This window comes from Thauera phenylacetica B4P, assembly GCF_000310225.1.
Classification (GTDB): Bacteria; Pseudomonadota; Gammaproteobacteria; order Burkholderiales; family Rhodocyclaceae; genus Thauera; species Thauera phenylacetica.
In genome coordinates, this window is sequence record NZ_AMXF01000001.1 from 63,211 (window position 1) to 85,064 (window position 21,854).

General features: G+C 64.9%; 25 protein-coding genes and 1 pseudogene. 3 read left to right on the plus strand and 23 right to left on the minus strand.

The window, feature by feature from the left end; translation table 11 throughout:
• Positions 1-11 precede the first annotated feature (11 nt).
• From C667_RS00275 to C667_RS25430, 12 genes and pseudogenes are all read right to left on the minus strand, one after another.
• Positions 12-326 carry a type II toxin-antitoxin system RelE/ParE family toxin gene (locus C667_RS00275; protein ID WP_004354838.1) on the minus strand — a complete coding sequence of 105 codons (315 nt, stop codon included), beginning with the start codon at positions 324-326 and terminating at the stop codon, positions 12-14.
• The gene (locus C667_RS26290; protein ID WP_245538392.1) at positions 323-706 is read right to left on the minus strand and encodes a ribbon-helix-helix domain-containing protein; all 384 of its coding nucleotides are present in this window, start codon (positions 704-706) and stop codon (positions 323-325) included. Before C667_RS26290 ends, C667_RS00275 begins: the two co-directional genes overlap by 4 nt.
• Positions 682-1,731, minus strand: coding sequence for a FecR family protein (locus tag C667_RS00285; RefSeq protein ID WP_245538393.1), 1,050 nt, complete (start codon positions 1,729-1,731; stop codon positions 682-684). Before C667_RS00285 ends, C667_RS26290 begins: the two co-directional genes overlap by 25 nt.
• Before the next feature lie 16 nt (positions 1,732-1,747).
• Positions 1,748-2,269: a sigma-70 family RNA polymerase sigma factor gene (locus tag C667_RS00290; RefSeq protein WP_004354845.1), complete on the minus strand. Its 522-nt coding sequence runs from the start codon at positions 2,267-2,269 to the stop codon at positions 1,748-1,750.
• Positions 2,266-3,237 carry a FecR family protein gene (locus C667_RS00295; protein WP_051174601.1) on the minus strand — a complete coding sequence of 324 codons (972 nt, stop codon included), beginning with the start codon at positions 3,235-3,237 and terminating at the stop codon, positions 2,266-2,268. Before C667_RS00295 ends, C667_RS00290 begins: the two co-directional genes overlap by 4 nt.
• A gap of 55 nt (positions 3,238-3,292) precedes the next feature.
• Positions 3,293-3,820, minus strand: a complete 528-nt coding sequence (locus C667_RS00300; RefSeq protein WP_039920401.1) for a sigma-70 family RNA polymerase sigma factor — start codon at positions 3,818-3,820, stop codon at positions 3,293-3,295.
• 144 nt (positions 3,821-3,964) lie between these two features.
• A complete protein-coding gene (locus C667_RS00305) occupies positions 3,965-4,588 on the minus strand; it encodes an IncC plasmid conjugative DNA transfer DtrJ family protein (RefSeq protein ID WP_004354852.1) in 624 nt (207 codons plus the stop codon).
• Positions 4,585-6,492 carry a conjugative transfer system coupling protein TraD gene (gene traD / locus C667_RS00310; RefSeq protein WP_004354854.1) on the minus strand — a complete coding sequence of 636 codons (1,908 nt, stop codon included), beginning with the start codon at positions 6,490-6,492 and terminating at the stop codon, positions 4,585-4,587. The genes C667_RS00305 and traD overlap by 4 nt, the downstream gene beginning before the upstream one ends.
• Before the next feature lies 1 nt (position 6,493).
• Complete coding sequence (mobH, locus tag C667_RS00315) at positions 6,494-8,368, minus strand: MobH family relaxase (RefSeq protein WP_245538394.1); 1,875 nt, start codon at positions 8,366-8,368, stop codon at positions 6,494-6,496.
• On the minus strand, positions 8,320-8,967 hold the full coding sequence (locus C667_RS00320; RefSeq protein ID WP_004354859.1) for a FlhC family transcriptional regulator: 648 nt from the start codon (positions 8,965-8,967) through the stop codon (positions 8,320-8,322). Before C667_RS00320 ends, mobH begins: the two co-directional genes overlap by 49 nt.
• Positions 8,964-9,296, minus strand: coding sequence for a flagellar transcriptional regulator FlhD (locus C667_RS00325; RefSeq protein ID WP_004354861.1), 333 nt, complete (start codon positions 9,294-9,296; stop codon positions 8,964-8,966). The genes C667_RS00320 and C667_RS00325 overlap by 4 nt, the downstream gene beginning before the upstream one ends.
• A gap of 272 nt (positions 9,297-9,568) precedes the next feature.
• Positions 9,569-9,691: pseudogene (locus C667_RS25430) on the minus strand (IS5/IS1182 family transposase); the annotation flags it as partial.
• Between C667_RS25430 and C667_RS00330 the strand changes: the two are divergent.
• Entirely contained in the window at positions 9,685-9,897 is a 213-nt protein-coding gene (locus tag C667_RS00330) for a hypothetical protein (RefSeq protein ID WP_004354863.1), read from the plus strand. The pseudogene C667_RS25430 and the gene C667_RS00330 sit on opposite strands and share 7 nt — an antisense overlap.
• A 98-nt stretch (positions 9,898-9,995) precedes the next feature.
• Here C667_RS00330 and C667_RS00335 read toward each other — a convergent pair whose 3' ends face one another.
• From C667_RS00335 to C667_RS00365, 7 genes are all read right to left on the minus strand, one after another.
• Entirely contained in the window at positions 9,996-10,712 is a 717-nt protein-coding gene (locus C667_RS00335) for a DUF5983 family protein (protein WP_004354865.1), read from the minus strand.
• A 189-nt stretch (positions 10,713-10,901) separates the two neighbouring features.
• The gene (locus C667_RS00340; RefSeq protein ID WP_004354867.1) at positions 10,902-11,960 is read right to left on the minus strand and encodes a DUF932 domain-containing protein; all 1,059 of its coding nucleotides are present in this window, start codon (positions 11,958-11,960) and stop codon (positions 10,902-10,904) included.
• Between the two features lie 287 nt (positions 11,961-12,247).
• Entirely contained in the window at positions 12,248-13,261 is a 1,014-nt protein-coding gene (locus C667_RS00345) for a DUF7146 domain-containing protein (protein WP_004354873.1), read from the minus strand.
• Between the two features lie 169 nt (positions 13,262-13,430).
• A complete protein-coding gene (locus tag C667_RS00350; protein WP_004354874.1) occupies positions 13,431-15,032 on the minus strand; it encodes an ATP-binding protein in 1,602 nt (533 codons plus the stop codon).
• A 73-nt stretch (positions 15,033-15,105) separates the two neighbouring features.
• Positions 15,106-15,423: a hypothetical protein gene (locus C667_RS00355; protein WP_157302030.1), complete on the minus strand. Its 318-nt coding sequence runs from the start codon at positions 15,421-15,423 to the stop codon at positions 15,106-15,108.
• A gap of 15 nt (positions 15,424-15,438) precedes the next feature.
• Positions 15,439-15,681: a hypothetical protein gene (locus tag C667_RS00360; RefSeq protein ID WP_004354882.1), complete on the minus strand. Its 243-nt coding sequence runs from the start codon at positions 15,679-15,681 to the stop codon at positions 15,439-15,441.
• A 67-nt stretch (positions 15,682-15,748) separates the two neighbouring features.
• On the minus strand, positions 15,749-16,309 hold the full coding sequence (locus C667_RS00365) for a hypothetical protein (RefSeq protein ID WP_157302032.1): 561 nt from the start codon (positions 16,307-16,309) through the stop codon (positions 15,749-15,751).
• Between the two features lie 474 nt (positions 16,310-16,783).
• On the opposite strand from C667_RS00365, the gene C667_RS00370 reads away from it, so the two are divergent.
• On the plus strand, positions 16,784-17,593 hold the full coding sequence (locus tag C667_RS00370) for an AcaB family transcriptional regulator (RefSeq protein WP_004354885.1): 810 nt from the start codon (positions 16,784-16,786) through the stop codon (positions 17,591-17,593).
• Between the two features lie 407 nt (positions 17,594-18,000).
• Positions 18,001-18,297, plus strand: a complete 297-nt coding sequence (locus C667_RS00375) for a helix-turn-helix transcriptional regulator (RefSeq protein ID WP_004354888.1) — start codon at positions 18,001-18,003, stop codon at positions 18,295-18,297.
• Positions 18,298-18,384: 87 nt separating this feature from the next.
• On the opposite strand, the gene C667_RS24230 is transcribed toward C667_RS00375, so the two are convergent.
• From C667_RS24230 to C667_RS00395, 4 genes are all read right to left on the minus strand, one after another.
• Complete coding sequence (locus C667_RS24230; protein WP_051174586.1) at positions 18,385-18,792, minus strand: hypothetical protein; 408 nt, start codon at positions 18,790-18,792, stop codon at positions 18,385-18,387.
• 43 nt (positions 18,793-18,835) lie between these two features.
• Positions 18,836-20,122 carry a type II toxin-antitoxin system HipA family toxin gene (locus C667_RS00385; protein WP_004354904.1) on the minus strand — a complete coding sequence of 429 codons (1,287 nt, stop codon included), beginning with the start codon at positions 20,120-20,122 and terminating at the stop codon, positions 18,836-18,838.
• Complete coding sequence (locus C667_RS00390) at positions 20,109-20,453, minus strand: helix-turn-helix domain-containing protein (protein WP_004354907.1); 345 nt, start codon at positions 20,451-20,453, stop codon at positions 20,109-20,111. Before C667_RS00390 ends, C667_RS00385 begins: the two co-directional genes overlap by 14 nt.
• Positions 20,454-20,624: 171 nt before the next feature.
• A complete protein-coding gene (locus tag C667_RS00395) occupies positions 20,625-21,770 on the minus strand; it encodes a Fic family protein (protein ID WP_245538395.1) in 1,146 nt (381 codons plus the stop codon).
• Positions 21,771-21,854 lie beyond the last annotated feature (84 nt).

Genomic DNA, 21,854 nt, shown 5'->3' on the forward strand with positions numbered 1-21,854 from the left:
GGGCTGCACCCCTACCGCCCGAAATCCTCCCGGAAACGTTCGATCTGGTGCATGCGCTCGTGCAGCACGGTGACGATACCGATGTCGCCGTTGTCGAGTCGCTTCCAGTAGACAAAGTGTTTTTCGTACCGGAAGAAGGAACCCTGTACGCCGAACTCGGCGGGAATGGGGCGAGAGGCCACGCCGTGCGTCGCGATCTTGCTGAAGGACTCGAACAGACCGGTCACGTAGCGGTCGGCCTGCTCGGCACCCCAGCGATCCCGGGTGTGGCGGTAGATGTCGTCGATGCGCAGCGAGGCCGCTTGCTGAACACGCACCCGGCTCATTCGGCGGGCCTGGCCCGATTGCGGGCGATGACCTCGGCGGCCGCCAGGGGGATGTAGGTGGCATCCGGGGCGGCAAAGGCTTGGGCCAGCTCTGCCTGGAGGCGTTGGAAGGTCTGCTGCTCGACGCGTTCCTTGTCACGCCGGATGAGGTCGCGGATGTACTCGCTGACGTTCTCGTAGGCCCCTGTCTCGCCCACGTTGGTAGCGACAAATTCGCTGAGTGCGCCGCTGACGCGCACGGTCATGGTGGTTGTGGGAGGCATGGCGAGGTTTCTCTTGAGATGGGTGTATTCAGGATAATCAATATTGAAGACGCTGGCAACCAAAGCTCGCCCGGTATTGACCGGGCGGCTATTCAGCGCATGTCGATGCTCACCCACCAGCCGGTGCGCCGATGCACTGTGATCGGGAGCGCCCGGGCGAGCGCGACCAGGGTGCGCTCGCTGTCGTCCAGCGGAAAGCTGCCCGTCACGCGCAGGCGGGCGGCCTGGGGCGAGACGCGCAGTACACCGGGGTGGTAGGGGCGCAGCGCGTCCACCACGTCTTGCAGCGGGCGGTCGTGCACCTCGACGAAGCCGTCTTCCCAAGCGCTGGCGGCTTGGGGGGCCAAGGCCTCTTGCGCCACGCCCTGCGCGGTCAGGCGGGCGCTGTGGCCCTGGGCCAGCGTCAGCGCTTGGCCCTGCAAGGGGTCGATGCGTACCGCCGAGTGCAGCACGGCCACCAGGCTGCTGCCGTCGTCCTGCCGCACCAGGAAGCGCGTGCCCAGGGCCTGGATGTGGCCTTGCGCGGTGTGCACGATGAAGGGGCGTCCACCGCCAGCCTCTTGGGACTCTTTGGCCACTTCGACGATCAGTTCCCCGCTGCGCAGGTGCAGGCGGCGGGCGGTGCCGTCGAAGGACTGGTCCACCACGCTGCGGGCGTTGAGCCACAGGCGGCTGCCGTCGGCCAGGGCGAAGACGCGGCGCTCGCCGGTGCCGGTAGAAAAATCGGCGGCCAGCGCGGACAGGGGCCGCTGCCCGTGGGACCACAGCAGGCCGCCACCCACGCCGGCCAGTACCAGCCCCAGCGTGTTGCGCAGGGCGCTGCGCCGCCCGGCTTGTGGCAGCAGGCTGCGGCGCATGGCTTGGCGGGGCGCCAGCCCCTGCGGCAGTTCGTTCAGGCGGCCGAGCGCACGCTCCATGCGCGTGGCGGCGGCTTCGTGCCGTGGATCGGCGCGGCGCCAGGCGTCAAAGGCGGCGTGGTCGGCCGCGCTGGCTTCGCCGGAGCGCAGCTGGACCGCCCAGGCGATGGCGCGGGCGGCGATGGGGTCTGTAGGGTCGGCAGGGTCGAGCGGCTCGGGAAGTGGGTCAGGCGCGTTCGGCGCGGAGCGGTCGGCAGTTGGTGTTGCGCCCGGATCGTCACCCAAGCCACCCGCATGGTTCTCAGAGCGCGGCATAGCAACGTGTGAGGGCCTCGCCCATGTACTGCCGCACGCGACTGACGGAGACGCCGATCTCGGCGGCGATCTCGGCGTAGGTCAGACCGTCGAGCTGGCTGAGCAGAAAGGCCCGTCGCGCCTTGGCCGACAGGCCGTCGAGCAAGGCATCGATGGCCATCAGGGTTTCCAGCGCCATGGCCCGCTCTTCGGCGGAGGGTGCAAACTCCTGCGGCACCAGGGCCAGTTCGGCCGCCCAGGCAAGTTCAAGCCGTTGGCGCCGCTGATGGTTGAGCAGCACGTGCCGGGCCACGGTGGTCAGATAGGCGCGGGGCTCGTCCAGCCGGGCCGGAATGCGGGAGGTGAGCAGCCGCACGAAGGTGTCGTGCGCCAGATCGGCAGCGCGGTGGGTGCAGCCCAGTTTCTTGCGCAGCCAGCCGTGCAGCCAACCGTGGTGGTCGCTGTAGAGGCTGTGTATTTGCTGCTGGAGCGCGGCGGCCTCGGGTGATCCTGTGGTGCTGAAGTTCATGGTGATGGAGCCGCTCCCTTGCCCTTGGGCTCAATGCTGCTCCACCAGGGCAGTGTGTGCCGCACCTGGACGGGCAGCACCGTGGAGAGCATGACCAGCGCCCGGTCTGTGTCGTTCAGCGGAAAGCTGCCGAACACGCGCAGGTCGGCGACCTCGGGGGCGACGGCCAGGTGGCCGCGGCGGTAGCGCGCCAGCTCGGCCGCGACCTGGGCCAGGGGCATGTCCTGGGCGATCAGCAGGCCTTGGGTCCATGATTCGCGGGCGGGGGCGGCCAGTGCGGGATCCTCGACACCGCTGCCGCTGAAGCGGGTCTGCTCCCTGGCCCGGAGGACTCGGGTGCTGCCGCTGGTGGCGGTGCGCACCTCGACCGCGCCTTCATAGACCGCGACAAAGGTCTGCCCGTCGTCTTCCAGCCGCACATTGAAGCGCGTGCCCAGGGCGCGCAGGCGTCCTTGAGGGGTGTCGACCACGAAGCCCCGGCGGGCATCGGCTGCCGTCTCGATGAAGATGTCACCCGTCACCAAGCGCAGGCGGCGCAGGCCGGGCTGGTAGTCCTCGTTGAATGCGCTGGCCGAGCCCAGCCACACGCGGGTGCCGTCGGAAAGGGATACTTCGCGCACTTCGCCCACGCTGGTGCGGTGGTCGGCCGCCCAGGCCATGGCCATGGCGGGCAGCGTCGTGTGGCGCCAGACGGCCCAGCTCAGCAGCCCGGTGCCACCACAAGTTGCCAAACCCAGCAGGGTGCGGCGCCGGAGCGCATGGTGCCGCGCGGTTTGCAGCACTTCGACGGTGGAACGCGGGTCGACGCTGCTCTGGATTGGCTCGAAGCGGCGGCTGACCTGCTCGACGCAGCCCCAAGCCGCGCGGTGGGCTTCGCTGGCTGCCAGCCAGGCTTCCCAAGCCGCGCGATCAGTGTGGACAGCTTCGCCAGAGCGCAGCAGCGCGAACCATTTCGCTGCTTCCTGCATGGCCCGGTGCTTGGCGTCGCGCGTGTCTGCGCTGGGCGCTGACGGGAGGGGCAGTTCAGCCGCGGACATTGTGATGCGCCTCCATCTGCATGCACAGCAGCATGGCCTGCGCCACATACTTGCGCACCATGCGGGTGGAGACGCCCAACTCGGCGGCAACTTCCTTGTCGGTCATCTCGCAACCCACCGCCAGCACAAAGGCCCGAGCGGCCTTGGGCGAGATGCCTTGCAGCATGGCGTCGATGTCCTGCAGGGTTTGCAGGACGATGGCCTGCTGCTCGGACGAAGGAGCGAACGATTCGGGCTGGGCTGCCAGCGCTTCGAGCCAAGCCGCTTCGACCTGACGGCGACGCCAGAGATCGACGCACAGACCATTGGCCATGGTGCGCAGGTAGAGCCGCGCCTCGGGCGGACCGTCAAAGCGCCGGGGCGTCACCAGCAAGCGCAGGAAGGCGTCGTGCGCGAGGTCGGCGGCATCCGCGGCATTGCCCAGGCGGCGGCGCAACCATCCCTGCAACCAGTCATGGTGGTCGCAGTAGAGGGCCTCCACGGAGGGAGAAAGCGTTGGGTCGAGCGCGCTCACAGGCAAGTCATCACGCCGCGCGATGGTTTGCCCGCACAGCTTTCGGGATCAGGGAAGTGTGTTGAATAAGAATTATTCTTATTGTAACGGGCTCGACGCCACAGGGGCAAGTTCATGCCCTCCGTTCGAGCGGTGTCGAGTCGATCAGCCGTGGCGATGGAAATTCGCCACCACCCTGCTCAGGAAGAACGCGCCGGAAACCGGCAGCATGGCCAGCAGTACGGGGGAAATGGTGATCGGGGTTACGAACGCGACGATGCTTGCACACGCCATCAGAACGAAGGCGCTGGCGTGGAGGGCGAACCACTCCGGATCGTGCGGCTTGAACTGCTTGGCACGCAGGATGCGGACGACGAAGCCGTCGATCACAGTGGCAATGATGACGAATGCCTGCAGCGGCAGCCACTCGATCAGCGCCGCGAGCCGGTAGGTCGCAAGCAGCAGCTGGGCATCGATCGAGCGGAAGTAGGTGTTGCCAAAGAAGCGCTGATTGACGCGAGCCATTTCCTGGGCGACGGCTTCGGCCATGCGGTCCGTGCCGGGCGCTTGTGCTGAGGTTGGTACCGGGCTGGCGGCGCTCAGGGCCTGGTTCATCGAGAGCGCGCGCTCAAGGATGAGCACTGCGCGCGCCTCGCTCCACGTTGCCGTGTTGAGCTCGTGTTCGCTGTGGATCTGGTTCAGGAAGCGCTCGGGCGGGTTCGCGGCGGGCAGGTACAGCACGAAGACCAGCAGCAGGGTCAGGGCTGCGACAGCAATGATGCGGATCATGCTGCAACCCGATGGTGCGGCTTCGGGAACGGTGTTTCCGTGTCGAGGATCGGGAAGCGTCCCTTGATGATGCGACCCCCCGACACCGATGCGAAGTACTGCAGATTCGGCAGCTTGCCCAGGACATCGGCAGGGACCATTTCCTCGAAGCTCTCTGTGATCTGCGTGGAGTGGCTGGCCGAGAAGTCGCCCAGATGCGCGTCGGCACCATGGCTCAGGCCGACGCGCAGCGAATGGATGGCCGTCTTGCCGAAGGTTTCGACCACAAAGTCCTGTGTCGGCCGATCCTTGGAGCGGAGCGCGATCAGGTTGTTGAGGTTGCCGAGTGCCATGCGGGCCGCGTCCTCGCTGCCCAGGCGCTTGGCGAGGTCGGCCAGGGTCTGCATGGCGCAGGTGGTGTAGATGCCGCCTTCTGCTCCCTTGTTCAGGATTTCGATCAAGGGCTGGTTGATGACGTTGCTGACTTCGTCGACGAACAGGGAGATGCGGCGGTAGCCGCCCAGGTTGTAGCGCATGCCGGCGCGGGCGGCGAGGTCGGCGAGGGCCAGGGCACCGATGGCGGAGGCCACGGAGGGGTCGGGCAGGGAGTCCAGGCACATGTAGAGCACGTGTCCGGCGCGCTCGATCTTCTCGAAGTTCATGATCGCCCGCCTGTCCGTCGGGTCGAACGGATCGGGGCTCAGGCTGCGGCCTAGATCGCCGGAGGTCAGCATCGAGAGGATGGGCAGCAGGTTGGCCGTGATCTTCTGGTAGTGCTCCCGGTTGTGCCGGAAGACCCGGACCTGGGAATCGATGACCTTGCTGCGCTGGCCCTGGGGAACGTGATGCTCGTAGAAGGCGACGAAGGCCATGAGGTCGGCGCTGGCCGCTTCCGATGGGCGCTTCAGGTTGCCGCGGTGCACCTCATGGAGCAGGCGCTTCATCTCGGGGTGCTCGCGCCAACCATCGCGGAACTCCGCGTCGTAGAAGCGCCGCAGTGACTGTTCGAGGACCGGCTCGATGCCGCCTTCGATGTAGCGGGTCAGCTTGGCCAGGCTTGGACGTTCTTCGAGGTCCACGAGCCCCTGCACCACGACGTTGACCGCGTCCCACGAGAAGGCACCGAAGGCCCCGGCCGTATCCGGCGGAAGGATGGACTGGATTCGGGAGGCGAGTTCGGTCGGCTTCTGCCAGTTGAAGGCGAAGTCGAGTCTCACCCCAGTCTCGGGAAAGGCGGGGTGGAACTCCAGGAAGGTGTCGGCCTCCCGATAACGCTCACAGGCGCGAACGGCGGCACGCTTGAGCCGGCGGCTGTTCTTCGGGTCGATGACGATGACGACGTCACCGCGCCGGACGGCCTGGGTGACGAGATTGGATAGCGCGACGCCCTTGCCCGCCTGCGTGGTGCCCACCAGAATCGTTCCCCCCTCGAAGTTCTGCAGCGGCCGATAGAGCGGGCGCTCGCGGGGCTCGACTCCGTGGATGTAGGGAAGGCCGATCTCGGAGTCCGGCTGGGGGGTGACCTTGTACCCCAGCCAGTTGAGGAGCGCGGGAGATGCGGTATAGCTGCGGTAGTCGACCTTGGCGAGTTCGTACAGGCGCTGCGAGTGCAGGGGCTGCCAGTTGAAGCCGAAGCCGAGGAATACCTGGTCCGGGTTCCGGGTCAGGCGTTCCTGCTCGGCCGGCCCGATGACCTGCATGGCACGGCCGCTCAAGGCGGCGCGCAGCACCATGATGTGGGCGGCCTGCGCGGCTCGCCAAACCGCCATCAGCAAGCATGCGACTGCCACTGGCATCGCGATTCCGATGGGTGCCTGGGCACGTACGGCCATCACGACCGTGGCGAATACAGCCATCAGCCACATGGCACTGGCGTAAGCCTCGTAGGCTTTGCGCCAAGGCATCTCGTATGCGCGCGCCAGCATGTCAGCCAGCCTCTTTCTGCTGACACGGCAGGTCGATCACGTGCCGTTTGTCGATCAGGACGCCGACAACCTCCTGTCCCTGGAAGTCCCGTGAGATCGGCGACGGCTCCGCGAGCATGCCGACTTCGCCTAGGGACCGCATCGCGGCGGGCGGCGCCACTTTGCGGGCAGTTAACGCAGCCAGAGGAACGAACAGTCCGTCGTCCGTAGGCTTTGCCGCCCAGTCGGCTTCGGGTCCCGACAGCGTTGCAACGATTGCCGCCAGCGCATCGCGGAGCGTGACAGGCAGCCGAAGGGGGGCGAGCAACCTGGCTTGCTGCGGCTCGTCGGGGCGAGGGGTGATCGGCATGGGCGCGGGTGCTTCGTCCGTAGGCGTGGCAGGGGGCGGGTCGAGGAGGGCCAATTGCTGGGGATGTTGCGGGGACGGCGCTTCGGGGGCTGGAGAGATCGGTGGCGGCGGCGTGGCACGCGGGCGCTTCCTGCTGCTTCCTTTCGCGCTTTCGTCGGTACTTGGGAGGGGCTGCGGCGCTGGCTTGGTCGAGATGGCCGGCGCAACGGCTGCCGCGTCTGCCGCCAGCGCGGGCGGCGTCAGCAGCGGATTGGCGAACGCTTCCGGCAGTTTGTCCGACTCCGCAAAGAGGATCGCCGCGGCGCTGACCTTGACGGCCTCCAGCGCAGCCTTGTTGCCTGGCGGATGGATGAGCCAGGTGGCCTTCCCATCTTCCTGTGCGGTCAGCACACCGGCCGTGAGCAGAACTTCGAGGATGGTCTCGGGCGCCTTGGGAATGCCGGGAAGCTGGTCGGCTTCGAGCAGCTTGCGGATGTCGTCGGCACTGCCGGGCCACACCATGAACATCCCGTCCGGGCCATACCAGACGCGAGACTTCTCCGCGTTCGGGGTCCAGCCGTGATTGGAAGCCGCCAAGCGTCGCAGCGCATCGACGAGATAGCGTTCCAGGTGCGACCCCAGTTGGGGCTTGCCGTAGCGTTCGGCACTGGCCAGCAGGAAACGATCAATCACCAGCGCCAGGGCGCGGCGGACCAGGGATTCCAGCACATTGTGGTCGCGGTAGATCGGGATGCTGGCGACCGCCGCGAGCAGGTGCGGGACGATCTGGGTGTTTCCCGTTGCGAGGTCCTGCAGGTTCTCCGCAGACACCACGTGCGGCAAGGCGAAGAGGCCCAGCGAGCGGCTTTCGACGGCGTTGGGGCGCCACTTCAGGAAATAGCGCTTGATCTGGTGGTGACGGAGCCAGCCGGTCAAGGGTCGAAGGTAGGGAGACCATTCGTTGCCGGCTTCGTCGGTGACGATGACATGGCTCAGCGGGCGGTGCAGCTCGCAGCACAATCCGCCGATGAAGGTAGCTAGGCGCCAGCGCGGTTCGAGGTGACGACGCTCGGTGATGGTCGCCCGCCCGGAAAAGATGTGGGCGTCGGTGCCTTGCAGCGCGAAGAAGGCTGTTTCGAGGCCGATGCGCAGAAGGCCGCCCGGCTCATTGAAGTAGTTGTCCGCCGTGCAGGGGAGCAGATGCACGTAGGTGGCATAACGGCGCAGCAGGGGGAGGATTGTCTGCTCGAAGCTGGGGCGATCCATGCCGAAGCACAGCTTGATCCGGTCGATGAGTTCCTGGTGCGCCGCGAGCAAGGCATCCACGTCGAGGGCAGGAATGCCCGGGTCGACCGAGGGATAGCTGAACTCGGTCGCAAGCACCTGCGCGCCAGGCGACGAACTGTTTGTAGAGACATCCATCTCGCGTACCTGATCTGGATCGATGGGCGCATCGTGCGTGTCGGCGCTCGATCCGTCCAGCAGGAATTGGCCCCGGATCAAGGCGAATTCGACGGTGGGTGCGGAGCGAGTCTTTCGCACCAGCACGCGCTGATCCAGAACATCTGGATGTCGCGTTGAAGCGTTTGCCTGGGATAGGCAGCCTGGATGCGTGGATCCTTGGTGTGGCGATTGAGCAGCTTGCAGAACGGGCATTCGTGGTTGGTGAGCGGCGCCAGACTCAGACTGGTCAGGTATTCGCTCTTGCATGTCGGGCAGGTGAAGATCGAGAAGCTCCTTGCGGTCACGAACCAGCGCCCGGTGGTGTGGGCCACAAGGTCGAAGGCGCGATCGAAGCTGATCCGGGGCTGCGTCTTGCAGAAATTGAGGTAGTGCCGATAGGCGCCGATCAGTGCGAGCGGCGGGTCGATACCGCGGGAAGCCAGCCGGCGGACGAGGACGACGATGATTGAGGCCTCGGTTCGGCACAGCAGGTTCGCATTGTGGTACCACTCGCGGGAATCGGGATGGCGGCCGCGGCGCGGTCCGCCGAGGGGATGGCGGAACAACTGGTGCAGTTGGCCTGCCGAAAGGCCCGTGAGCAGCTGGATGGTCCGGATCCGTGCGCCGAGCTCGGCGCATTCGGTGGCCACGGCAAGGGCATGGATGTGTCGTTGCGCATGGAGAAGATTGCGTTCGCTCTTCATGGCAATACACTCCCATCTACTGGGCAAACGGGACGAACCGGACGGGCGGCCTGGGCAGGATGAACCATCAACAGCGCGCCAGCGAGTTGAGGCGGCCAGGCCAGAACCTGGACGAGGTCGGCACGCGGGGGGAAGAGACACTCGTCACCGAGGTGCGTGACGAGGCTCAGAATGTCCTGAAGGTCGAGCGAGGCGAGAAACTCGGCCTGGTCGGCATCGAGTCCGAAGCGACTGCATGCGATTGCGTTATCGTGCTTGGCACATTCCGCAATCAAGATGAGCATGTTCAGATTCGCGATCTGGACCTGCGAAAGCTCGAGTTTGCCCATTGCTTTCTCCGCGCAGACTTTGACGAGACACGCGGCCGAAAGTGAGCTTCGTCATTGGCATGCTCCGGCGAACGGCAGCGTCGTTGGGATCGAGACTATTTGCACGGGAATGGCTCCGTCAATATCGTCAAACTCGCAAAATGCGAGGGCCACTCGCAAAGGTCGGCGCGGGGAAGGCAATGCGAGTTGACTTGATCGCCTTGTCATGTATCTGAAGCGGCTTTGTTGCACAAATCGATTTCCCGGCGCCATAGCCCCAGCCCCGGACGGACTCATGCCACGGCGGCAGTCTGAGGACGGTCGATCTGGCTCAAGTGATTGAGCAACGCGACCCGCACATGCAACCCGATCACCTGGCGCTCAAAGGTGCGCGCCATCACCCGCTCTCTTGCCCTGTGTCTTCATCCGCGACATTCCCGAGCGCGAGGCCATTGATACTGCGCGCCGGGCCGGCATTGATCTCCTGGGTCTGGCGGCGCTGCATACGTCGACCAAACACAAGGCTGGTTTCCTGATGGGGTTCGCGGCCTATACCCGCGATGAGTTGGAAGTGGCGGTCAAGAAGCTCGCCAGTGTGCTCCTGGCGTTGGGGCGCCGATAACGGCATGCGGGTGGACGCATGTCGATTGTCGGACGGAAAGTGTGAATCGACGAATCGACAAGAGTAAGACGAGCCCCCCGCGGGGGCTCACATGGGGGTCATTCATCACCGTACAGCGTCAACCCTTCCAGTATTGGGGCATCGGCATCGAACACCAGCATGCGCGCGTCGGCGACCGCAGCCCGGTGCAGCACCTCGACCAGGGATTCCGGCATGCCTTTGTTGCGATGCTCCTGTCGCAACTGCTCTGCGGTGATACCTTCGATTGGTTGCAGGTTCGCATCCGTCCAGGGGGTGGCGATCAGCTTCACGCCGATCGCGGGGCTGTACGGGATGCGGAAGGCGACGAACAGAAGGCCGCTCGGTGTGGCGATGTCCGCCAGTTCGGCGAGGAAACGACCCGCCTCGGCGGTGAGATGGGCGCTGCTGATCTCCCAGCACCGGCTGTAGAAGCCAGTCTCGAAGCTCAGTCGTCGCACCACTTCCCGCGCGGCTTCGGCCGAGTAGGTGTCGCCGACGTGGACGGGCTGGCCGGAGTCGTCGCCGCTGACGGCGTAGACCACGGTGCGCACCACGCCCTCGGTCTGGCATCGGGCCTCCAGGTCTTCGGGAATGTCCTGGCCTTCGGTGATCAGGGCGAAGTCGTTGTTGAAGACGCAGGGAAAGAGCGCAATCTGGTCATTGGGCAGATGCGCCTGGCTGGGATGCAGCGGGCGCCAGACCGGCGGGCAGTCGTCCTCGGTGGTGATGCACAAGGTGCGATCGATGCGCAGCTTCTGGTAGCCGCGGAGGAAAGGGTTGGAATCAGGGTGCATGGGGTTTCTCCATCAGAGGAAGTGGAGCCTGTTCCCCGGCTGGGGAGCAAGCTCCGTGGTTGAAGAGATGTTGAGAACGGCGAGGGACACGGCCTCGAATGGAGGCGCATGTGTCCCTCGTGGGTGGAAATAGGAACGGGTGGCGAACAAGCGGGCCGGCGTCTCCTGGTGCGCCGGCCATTCACCGGGTCAAACCGCTTCGGCCAACCCCTTCCACTCGCGGCTGGACAGTTCGACGAGCTTGCCGCCCAGCGCCTCGAACTCGGTGGCGCGGTCGTAGTCGCCCACCTCCTGGCTGTAGTGCGTCACGGCATTGACGAGCCCGTATCCAGACAGGTCGCCACCCATGATCAGGTGACGCAGCACGCCATCCCCTTCGGCTTCGGTCAGCGTGTAGCGCTGGCGCAGCACCTCGACCGTTTTCGTGGGGCTACCCGTAAGCTCGACGCCCATCGTCTTCTGCATCTTCGCCGCAATTTGCAGGAAGGTGGCTTCGGACAGGGCGGACTGAACCACATCACGGACCCGCAGGAAGAAGGCACGGTCATCTGCCTGGAGCGTGTCGTCCTGGAAGATCGTCACCGAGTCATCGCTGCCGAGCGCACGGCCCAGGTGAGTCTTGCGCAGCGACTGGTCGACGGCGATCAGCCCGTTGCTGCATACCAGCCGGAAGACCAGCGGCTGGACCGTGAGGGTGCCGTGGCCGACTTCGGAGTTCGAGATGACGATGCCGGCCTGGACCACATCGCCGACACGCATCTCGTACTGCAGGCGCGGCAGGATGTACTTGAGGTACATCTTCGTCTCGGTGAGCTCGGCCGACTCGACACGGCCGTCCAGATGACCGAGGATCGGCAGCACGTGCTCGGCGAGATCGTAGTTGTCGAGCCGCCGATAGCGATCCGAGAGCACTGCGCGCACCCGTCCATCGAGGGTGCGCAGCATGTGGCGATCACCTTCCTGCTCCAGCCACGTGTTGACGTTGCGATCGAGCAGCGTCGGCTGCTCGGTGCGCATGCGCTCGAAATACGCCAGCGGGATCCGCAGCTTGTCCGCGAGCTGTCGGCGGGCGAGCGGTGTCACGTCATACCGACGCGGCGATTCGGGCTCTTCGACGACCAGTTCGGTCTCGCCGTCTTCCCGCGTCGTGTGATGGATGAGGGAAGAGGGCAGGACCAGGTCGCGCTTGCTGAGGCGCTGGCGATCGAGTTCCTGGGCCAGGCTTTGGAGCGAACGTCCGTTTTTCATGTGAATCTCCTTTTCGGAAATGAAAAGCGGGGACGGCACGACCCCTGCGGGGATGCGCATCCCCGCCAGGGTTGATGAAGGCCGGCCAACTGGCCGACCCGGGTTCGGCGCGAACGCGTCGCGCATGGGCTTCAAGGCTGCCTTTGCGACGCCCAAGGGCGCGGCAGGTATGGCAGCTACCAGGGGAGCGAGGCTCCCGGAGAAAACCTTTTCGCTGGCACCGTGGGCAGGTGCCACTGAAAAGGCGGTGCAGCCTCAGGCTGCACCCCTCTCAACGCAATCGATCTCTATGCGGCTTGCCGCATCTGGGCCTGCCAACGCCGAAACCAGATGTCCGACCAGTCGACCCCAGGCCACTTGGGCACGAAGACCTGGACCTGCCGCCGTACACCACCTTTTTCCTCTCTCTTGAGGCGGCGCGCGAGGGCGAAAGCGAAGGCTTGTCCCGCGAAATCGCCATCAGCATCGTTGTCGGCGTAGACCGAGACCTTGGTCACCGTGTCGGGAATCCAGACCTTCTCGAGGTTCCCGGCGCTGAGCGCGGCCCAGGCCGGCTTGCCGGTGCGCAGGTGCACCGCGAGGCTTTTCTCGATGCCCTCCGTGAGAGCCAGTTCGTCCGTCGCCCCGAAAAGCCGCACCGCCGCGCCGGTGATGCCCGAGGTGAGCACTTTCTTGGCATCGTTGGCCGCGAGCTTGCGCCCTTCGGGCAGATAGGTCCGATGCAGCGACACGATGTTGCCCTCCGGCCCCTGGATGCTGGCGAGCATCGCGGGGTACTCGGCAATCTTGCGCGACTTGCCACCCTCGTCCTTCTCGTAGTACCCGAGCTTCGGGTGAAAACGCAGTACCGACGGGTAGCGATCGAGGACCAGGCCCCGAGACCTCAGGTAGCGGTCCACGACGTCGCCATGGATGATGGGCTGGGCTTCGTTCCAGATGCGCTGGACAAGCTTCTTCATGCGATCCGGCGATGCTTCGTTGCCGGCAGCCTGCAGGGGCCGCGGGTACGAACCAAAGTACTGCTCGGCCGCCTCCAGGACGCGGTTGAAGTCCATCCCGGTCACCTGCTGCGCGAGCTGGAAGCCGCCACCAGGGCCGCAGTTGCGGCAGTGGTAGTTGCCCTCGCCGTACTTGTCGGTGAACTGGAAGCGGTCCGTTCCGCCGCAGAAGGGGCAGGGCAGGTTCTGGCGCTTCTTGATCATCCGGGGATCCAGGCCCAGGTGCAGCAGGAACTCCGGCCAGCGTCCGTGGGCGCGGGCCTTCACGTCGTCGATGCGACGTTGATACTCTTCCTTGGTCATGATGACCTCCAAGACGAGCCCCCTGGGCAAGGCCTGCCGATTCGGGCGAGGCTCGGATGCGTTGCAGGGGACGGGGGCGCGTCCGGTGGAAGCCGGACGCACGGGTTGAAATGGAGCCGGGTGGGGCTCGGGTGAATACCGCGGCTGACGAAGCCAGCCGCGGCGGACATCACTCAATCAGGCTGACCTCGTGGCTACCGGCATCGATGCCGATCTGCACGCGGAAGCTGAGGCCGCGCAGCAGCGGATACCGCTCGGATCGCGCGTCGCTGATCAGCGAGCGCATGGCCTCCTCCGGATCCGCCATGCGCAAGCGGCGAATGAGGTCCGCGAGCGCGCTTACGTCGGCGTTCATGTCGGATTCGTGGAAGCGATCATGGCCGTCGTAGTAGGACGCGTACTGGCGTACCGCGCGACCGCTGCGTTCCCCGGCGGGGATGTACAGCGTGCCGTCGTGGTAGAGGCCGTCCTCGGAGAAGGTCGCCTCCACGTCGCCCATGCTGATGGTGACTTCCTCGCACAGAACCACGTGTGCCGAGATCCAGCTGCCATCGAGGTAGGAGCGCTGATGCTCATGGGAGACCCGTATCGACACCTCTTCCTTGTTCAGGTCGCGGACATACGAATGAATCCAGTGGCCGGCATCGAGATCGTCCGAGGCCATGACGACATAGCCCTTGGCCCGCGCCAGCATCCACTTCGCGGCGTTTTGCCCATCCGGCCAGTCGAGCCTGACCAGTTGAAACCGTCCGCTCTCGATGTCCTGTCGGGGCAGGGCGTGCACCGGGTGCTCCAGGAAGTCCAGATGCGGCGTTGGCGTGCGTTGCGGGTACCCCTTGATGCGCTCGCAAACCTGCCTCGGGATCAGCTCGATGTCATTGAGCAAATCCAGATGCCGGTGGTGGCGCATCACATTGAAGAAGTCCTCGATGAACTCTCCCGCGGCCATTCCCGCCTTGCGATCGAGCAGCGTGTCGCGCCAGCTCTGGCGGATTTGCTGCCGGATCTTCGTTTCCTGCACGTCTGCGTCGATCAGGGTGTCCCGGTCGGGCAGGCGTGCGAAAAAGACCTTCGAGTCGAGATGGACGACGTTCGGCGTCTCGGTGATCGACAGGTAGTTCGGCAGGAACATCACGCGAAAGCCCTGCAGATACACATCGACGGACAGCGAATGCTGCCCGCTGTGCGTCCCGACGAGGTGGACCGAGCCAACCGGAGTCTCGACGCTGCTCAGGCGATAAGGAGCACGGGGCCGGTCGATGGGCCGGCCGTTGAATTCCACCTGCACGGGGAACCCCATGCACAGGCTCGCAAGTCGCGAGTCGAGATCGGGGAGTTCCACGCCTTCGAGTTCGATGATGGTTCCCATCTCCGGTCCGTAGTCGGTTTCCTCCACCGGGATCTCGGACCGCGCCAGGGCGGCGGCCGTGTCGAAGGCGATCTGCCTGCCCCGCGAGATGACCGTGCAGCGGGTCGCGGCATAGAGGCAGCGGGAGAACCCGGCGCCGAAAGGATGCTCCTCGGCGCGCAGCGCTTCGCCCCAACCGGACTCATTGAAGGCCAGCAGCTTGCCGAAGTCGTCGATGCCGTGCCCGTTGTCGCGCACCCGCAGGGTACGGGAGACGGGGTCGTGGCTGACTTCGATCAAGGTCGCGCCGGCGCGGCGCGCGTTCTGCAGCAGTTCCGTGACCAGCGTGAACCGGTCGCTGAAGGCGAAGCGCTGGTTGCGCAACGTGCCTTCTTCATTGATGCGGACTTGGACGGTGTCCATGACATGCTCCTGTGAAGTGCATGCGGGCCCGCACCCATCGCGGGAGGGCCCGCGATGGGGAAACGAAGAAGCGTCAGTGCCTGGTCTGCACTGGCGCGGTGTAGAGCTGGCCCGCCGTCAGGGCCTCGACGACGCTGTGCGTCGCGAAGTCATGAGGGGGCAGGTGCTGCGTGTCGATGACGGCGCCGGTGCTGTCCAGGCGCTCGACCTCAATGACCATGGGGTGCCAGCGCACCCGGTAGCTCAGCTTGTCGGCGCCGGAGATCACGAAGACGCGACCGGCCTGGCCGGTGAGCACTTCGCTTTCCTTGATGAGGAACTCGATCTCCGCAAGCCCGCGCAAGCGCATCGGATGCGTCGCCCGGGGTTCTGGCCGCTTCTGTGAGTCCATGTACATGAGAGCCTCCTATAGGCGGGATGTCGGGCAGTCACGGGCGATCACGGCTTGCACCAACGGGTCGTGTGTGGCCGCAGCTGCCGTGTTTGCGCGTTTCGGAGTCGTGGCCGGCGCGCATGACGCCTCGTGTTCGAGGTGCCTCGCGCGCATGAACTCCTCGTGCCGCACGGCATCGTCGTAGTCCATGCGGCCGACAATTCCATAGGCGGCCAGGACCGCCAGCAGGATCAGGATGTCTTTGAGCGTCGCCATGACGCCTCCTTGGAGACGGAAGGGGAGCGCGGGCGCTCCCCGGTGAATGGGTGCATGGATCGGCGATTCATGCGAACAGGTCGCCCAGCACGTTCTGGCGCTTAAGCTGCTCGTTGATCCATTGCGGGTTCTTGCTCAGCCGGTCCGACGCCCATTGCGGGTTGTGCGAGATCGCCTCGCGAACCCAGGCGGGATAGCGGTCGAGCGTTTCGCGCAGCCAGCGCCGGACGTAGCCCTGCAGCAGGTCACGCACGTCGTTCACGTCCAGGCGACCGAAGTAGGGGTAGGTCGACATCGGGCTGCAGCCCGCCACCTGCAGGCAGCTCGCGAAGGAGAATGGCTGTCCGTCCTTGTCCGGATCCGTGAAGACCCAACGCAAGGTGTCGAACTTCTCCTCGAGCGGCGTGCCGGGGTCGGCCAGGGCGGAGAGATCGTCCAGGAGCAGGCAGTGCAGCCGGACCACGTCCTCTTCGGTCCATTCGACAGGCGATGCTTCATCGCTTTCGTCGAGTTGGTGCTGAACCGATTGCGGGTCGGGCGCGGTGTCCGCGATACGGGGAAACCGCCGCGGCGGAAATCCCATGTGGCCCGAATGGAAAGAAACAGGCTGAAGGTTGGAACCAGGCATCGTGGCCTCCGAAAGAAACGCGGGGCACGACGCGTCCGAGCGGGGCGTGTGCCCCGCAGGGTGGTAATGGGCCGACGCGTGTGGGCGTTGGCCGGTGGTGACGAGACTGGCTTGGGGCGGACGATCCGCCGGATCGGTATGCCAGCTACCGCAGGGAAGATTGCTTTCGGCACGGGAGCGGCAGGCTCCCGCCTCGAAAGCAGGGTTCAAAGCGGAACTAAGCCACCCAGTGGAGAAGGGGGGCACGTGGAATCGCGGACGCGATTCGCTCGGAACAGGGGGCTTGCCGACGAGATGCGCAGGGCCAGCTACTGCATGCGGTAACGATAGTGACCGCCTCCAGGGCGGTCAATACCGCCCGATGCGAAGTCCACCTCGTGATGGCAAATTCGGGCGGTTTGGGCGGGATATTCGGATGGAGTTCCGAAAGCCGTGCGAGGAACATCGGTCTCGGTTCGACAGTGGAGAGCTCTGATGGCGGCAAGCAAATCCGATATGCAGATCGTCAAGATCGACGAGGGCGCAGTCAATGCGCGCATCCTGGCGCGCGAGTCCAAGGCGGACTTCCGGCGAGTCGAGGCAGCCAGCATCAAGGTGCTGGCCCGTTTCACGAGCGCCGAGGGCAAGCGCCTGTTCGTGCGCTTCTTCAGCACCCTGCAGCTCAATGCGCACTTCATTTCCGTGATCGCCCGTACCCGATTGGAGTCGGCCGACGTGGCGAAGGTGGAGGAGGCCATCAAGTCCAGGATCGATGGTGTCGCCACGAACCTCAATCAGGCCATCGACGGCGCTGAGGCTCTGTTCAAGGCGAACGGCATCACCAGCGCCGCCACCTACGACACCAGGCCGCTGGAGATCGAGGTGGGGGTCATTTCGTCGACCGGCAGGCGGTATCTCGAGCTGATCGCCAAGCTCGACCAATTGATGCCGCTCTTGCAGACCTTGGAAATTCACGAGGTCATCAACACGCAGGTGCTGGACCAGCAGCGGGCAACCTTGAAGCGTCAGGTTCGGGATGTCGCCAACTCCGCGCGGAGCCTGGCGTCGGGTCTGCGGCGGCGGATGAACGCCATGGCAGCGGCAGCTGGTTCTGCCGCGAGAGGCCAAGGTGCCGCTGGTGATGCTCGCGAGGGCTCCGAGGAACATCACAACAATGGCGTGGTCGAGGAATCGCCCGAAGGCGCAGAGGCTGTTGCCAGCATCGAGGCGGAGCACCTTGGTGAGGGGGCTCGCTACGAATCCCCCGCTGATGAGCCAGCGCCAAAGGCCGGAGATCCAGACTGATGGATCGCCAGGACCAGCTCAGTCGATCGCCTCTACGGCCACTTGCGGATGGAGTCTTGCTGCGTTGGATCGGAGTGCCTTGATCGTCGTTCAGGACCTGCGATACCGTATCGCTCACGTCAAGCCGTGAAACAACAGTGCTACTGCAGATGCTGTTTGGCTCGATGAACCTGGCGCCCATGGAGCGCTGGGCGTTGCGGACGTGACCCGCCTTCTCTAGCTGCAGGCAAGCCGCGGTAGCTGCGGTTGATTGCTCGATCTTCCGTTCGTCAGGAAGGACCGTCTGGTCCGCCGGGAACCCGTCTCTTCGTATGTGCCGTCGCCTGGGAAGCCGATGGCAAGCCTTGCGTGTGCGCTTCCCTAGCGATCGTTCGAAACTGACCTAGCACGATCGTGACGAGGGGGTCATGAACTTCGGCCTGCATGAGGAACCGAACATGCCCACCGCAACCACCATTCTTCAACTCGTCCCGCCCTCGCGTGCGGCGAGTACTCCCCCGCCAACCTTGCCCGAGACGGGGTTCGTGCGCGAAGCCCGATTGCTCGTCTTCCTGCCGTTTTCCCACTCGACCCTGTGGCGCCGTGTCGCCGCGGGAACGTTCCCTGCGCCCATCAAGCTGTCCGAGCGAGTCACCGCTTGGCGGGCGGAGGATGTCCGTGCCTGGATCAAGGCTCAGGGGGAGGGCGGCGCAGCCTCCGGGTGAGCCGTCGTCGAGGCTTCCGGCCCTGGTTTTCCGACGAAGGGCTCCCTGACAGGGGCGGTCGGAAATCCGGGGGCGGGCCTCTCGTCGTCATGGTGAACTGTGCGGAGCAGTTTTCGACTGTCGGGCTCCTGTGTCGAGGTGGCGATTCCACGCGCGGTAAGTTACCCAGGCCGCGCCAAGCCCCACAGCCCCTGACACGATCTGATCCCAGTCCGGGGTGTAACCCGGGCGATCGAACTGGTCTTCCCAGAGCTCGTATCCGAAGTGCCACATGGCGGTGAGTGCCATGCCTGTCCAGAAGGTCAGGCGCATGCCGCCCATGCTGTAGAACAAGAAGGGAAGGAACAGCCCGAGCAGGAAGTGAGCGACGAAGTAGTGGCGCGTGAAATAGAGGCCAATCGTGGCTTGAAGCGCGATTGCGAGAACGCAGCCTGAGGCGAAGAAAAGTCCTGCAAACCGCGAAGTTGTCCGCTCGCGCGGAGTGAGTTTGCTCATGTCCAGTACTGAGTGGCCCACGGTGGCATTCCGCACCAGGACATTACTGGCCCGCAAGTACCACAGCAGGATCAAGTTCAAACCCTGGGTAGTTGAATGCGCCGGCCAGTTTGTCGCAGTCGGCGAGCGTCGCGCCTTGTTGCCGCAGGGTCGCATGCCAGCGTGAGGCCACCACTTGCTGAAGCTGGTCGACGATGGCCGTCGCGTGTTCGAGGGAGAGCTTGAACTGCCCATGTTGCGAGACCAGGTTGGCGCGGTTCGCGTAGCGGTTGAAGGTCCCGCAGGTCATGGCGAGATCCCGCTTTTCGGCGCTCGTCAGCGGGTTGGGCGTCAGGTCGTACGCAGGCGACAGTTCCCACTTGTCCGTCGTCGCGATCAAGGCATGGTTGCGGGGATGGTCGTCGGTGTTCGAGATGAGGGCGTTGAACACCATGCGCCGGAACAGCTCTTCGAGGTCTTGTGCCGATCGTGCACTTCGCCGCCGCAGTTCGTCGGCCAGCAGCAGATACGACCACTTGCCCCGGTCTCCATGCGAGTCCTCGGCGCCCAGTGCGGTCAAGCCGCTGACCATGCGGTGGCGCAGGTAGTACCCGTCGGCGGTCAGCGTGCGGTCGAAGCGCTGCACAAGCAGTACGTCCTTTCCGGCGACCGTTTCGATGCGGTGTCTCGCAACGCGCAGACCGCATTCCTGCGCCAGAGCGAGCATCGCGCCTTCGACACGGGCGTTGTTCCACTTGTCGCCGCGGTCCGGAAACTTGGCGAGCCAGAGGCCCTCGCCATCTTCGACCACGTTCTTGGGGCGGGCGCCGCCCATGGAGGAGCCGGGCTGCAGGAGTTCGAGCATCTGCTCGGGCACGCCAGTCTTGCCTGCTGCTTCATCCTCCAGGAACTGTTCGGCCGCCGCAAGCAGGGCCGGCAGTTGAATGACTTGGTTGAACCTGCGGACTGGCGCGGGGGGCACCTTGTCGCGGCCAAAGGACAGGGCGCCCGCGCGATCCTCCGGCGAGTGCAGCAGGTAGTCGACCTCGGTGAGGTCGGTGCGTCCGGTATGCTTTTCGATGATGCGACGCCCCCAGGCGTCGGGCGAGGCGTCGCGCAGGGCGCCGAAGATGCCTTTGAGCTTGACCGTCCGCATGCGTCGCGGCGCCAGGGGCAGCTCGTAGGGTTCCAGCGGCACCGCGTCGGCGCGCTGCAGATAGGCCGGGTTGTAAACGAACGAGCCCGTCGGCACCCCCTGTGGGAAATCCAGCTTGTAGAACCCCGCCGTCACGACCTCCAATGACTGCGGCAACTGGAGGTAGACATAGGCACGCTGGTCAGAACTCGTCATCGAGTCGCTCCTTGCGATGGCGAACCCGCTGCGGCAGGCGCGTGAGCTCCAGTTGCTTGCCTTCTTCGTCGCGCTCAGGGTCGGCAAACGCCTGGATCTCGGATTCCAGGCCCATGGCCCAGAGCATGGCCAGGTAGGCTCCCAGGCCGGTTTGCAGGTTGCCGGCTTCTACAGCACGCGCGGTGTCGTAGCTGACGCCCGCCTTGGCCGCCAGCTCGCGCAGGGTCAGTCGCCGGCGCTTGCGGGCCACCGCCAGCCGCTCGCCGATGCGCAGGGCGCCGTCCCTCACGGCGAACGGAGCGGTCTGATTCAGCTGAAGGGGGCGGGGCATGTTGAATTCGTCTGAAATGAATATAGAGTTGGTTTCAGCATACTTTTCGTGGGCTCGTGAGTCAAGCCTGCGTAGACTGAAACAGTTCCGATTCTATTTAGAGACGGTTTCAGTCGTTCTGTCTGTGTGGGTTGTCGTCTTCCAAACATGCTGCCGAAGTTCCAACCTCAATCAGTGGGTTGGAGGCTGCACTTCCGTCCCACTTTCCAGAATCTTCAGGAACGCCGCATAGGCAAAGACACGACCGCGTTGCTTGCCGGTGATTTCGCCCACGATCTCGAGGCTCTCCAATGCCTCGAATGCCTTGTTGACGGTGGGAGCGCTGAGGCCGGTTTTTTTTTGGGCCTGCGCCGCGTTGAGAAACGGGTGTGTCTGGAGCAACTCGTGCACCCGGAGCATGGAGTTGGTCTGTTCTCCACAAGCCGAGATACGCTCCCTGTCCGCCTGGAAGAGGGCCACGATGCGCATCGCGCTCTCATGGGCGTTGTTGGCGGTCTCTGCCACACCGGTGAGGAAGAACTCGGTCCAGGTTTCCCAGTCGCCGCGAAGTCGAACGTCCTGCAGCAGCCGGTAGTACTGTTCCCGATGGGTCTTGAGGTACAGGCTGAGGTAGAGCAGGGGTTCGTGGAGGACCTTCTTTTCAACCAGGAACAGGGCAATCATCAGGCGGCCCAGGCGCCCGTTGCCGTCCAGAAACGGGTGGATGGACTCGAACTGCACATGCAGCAGCCCGGCCTTGATGAGAGGGGGAATGAGTGCGGAATCGTCATGGAGAAAGCGCTCGAGGTCATCCAAGCAGCGTTCCATCTCGTTGACCGGGGGAGGCACGAAGTGGGCGTTGCCCGGCCGAGTGCCCCCGATCCAGTTCTGGGAGCGACGGAACTCGCCCGGATTCTTGCTTTGCCCGCGGCCCTTCTGGAGGAGCCTGGCGTGCATGTCCCGCAAGAGGCGCAGGCAGAGCGGCAGCCCCTTGGGGTCTCGCAGGACGCCCAGCCCGTACATCATGGCGTCCACGTAGTTGGACACCTCGGTGATATCGTCGAGTGGCTTGCCAGCCAGAGCGGCGTTCTCGTACTGCAGGAGGTCGTCGAGGGTGGACTGGGTTCCTTCGATTTGTGACGAAAGAACCGCTTCCTTGCGGACGTACATGTAGAGGAACAAGGCCTTGTCCGGAAGCAGCATGGACACGCCGTCCAGTCGGCCAATCGCCCGGTCTGCCTCGCTGAGTCGCTGGAGCAGTTGAGGGGAGAGCGCCAGTGGGGGTTCCGGCGGCAATGGGGGCGGAACGTAAGCGTTGACGGTTTCGTCGAAGGCCACGGTTGATACGTAGCGCCCGATCCTTGGATTCGTCGGGTGGGCGTCCTGGGGAGCGTCGTTGTTTGGCATGGCCTTAAGTTAAGG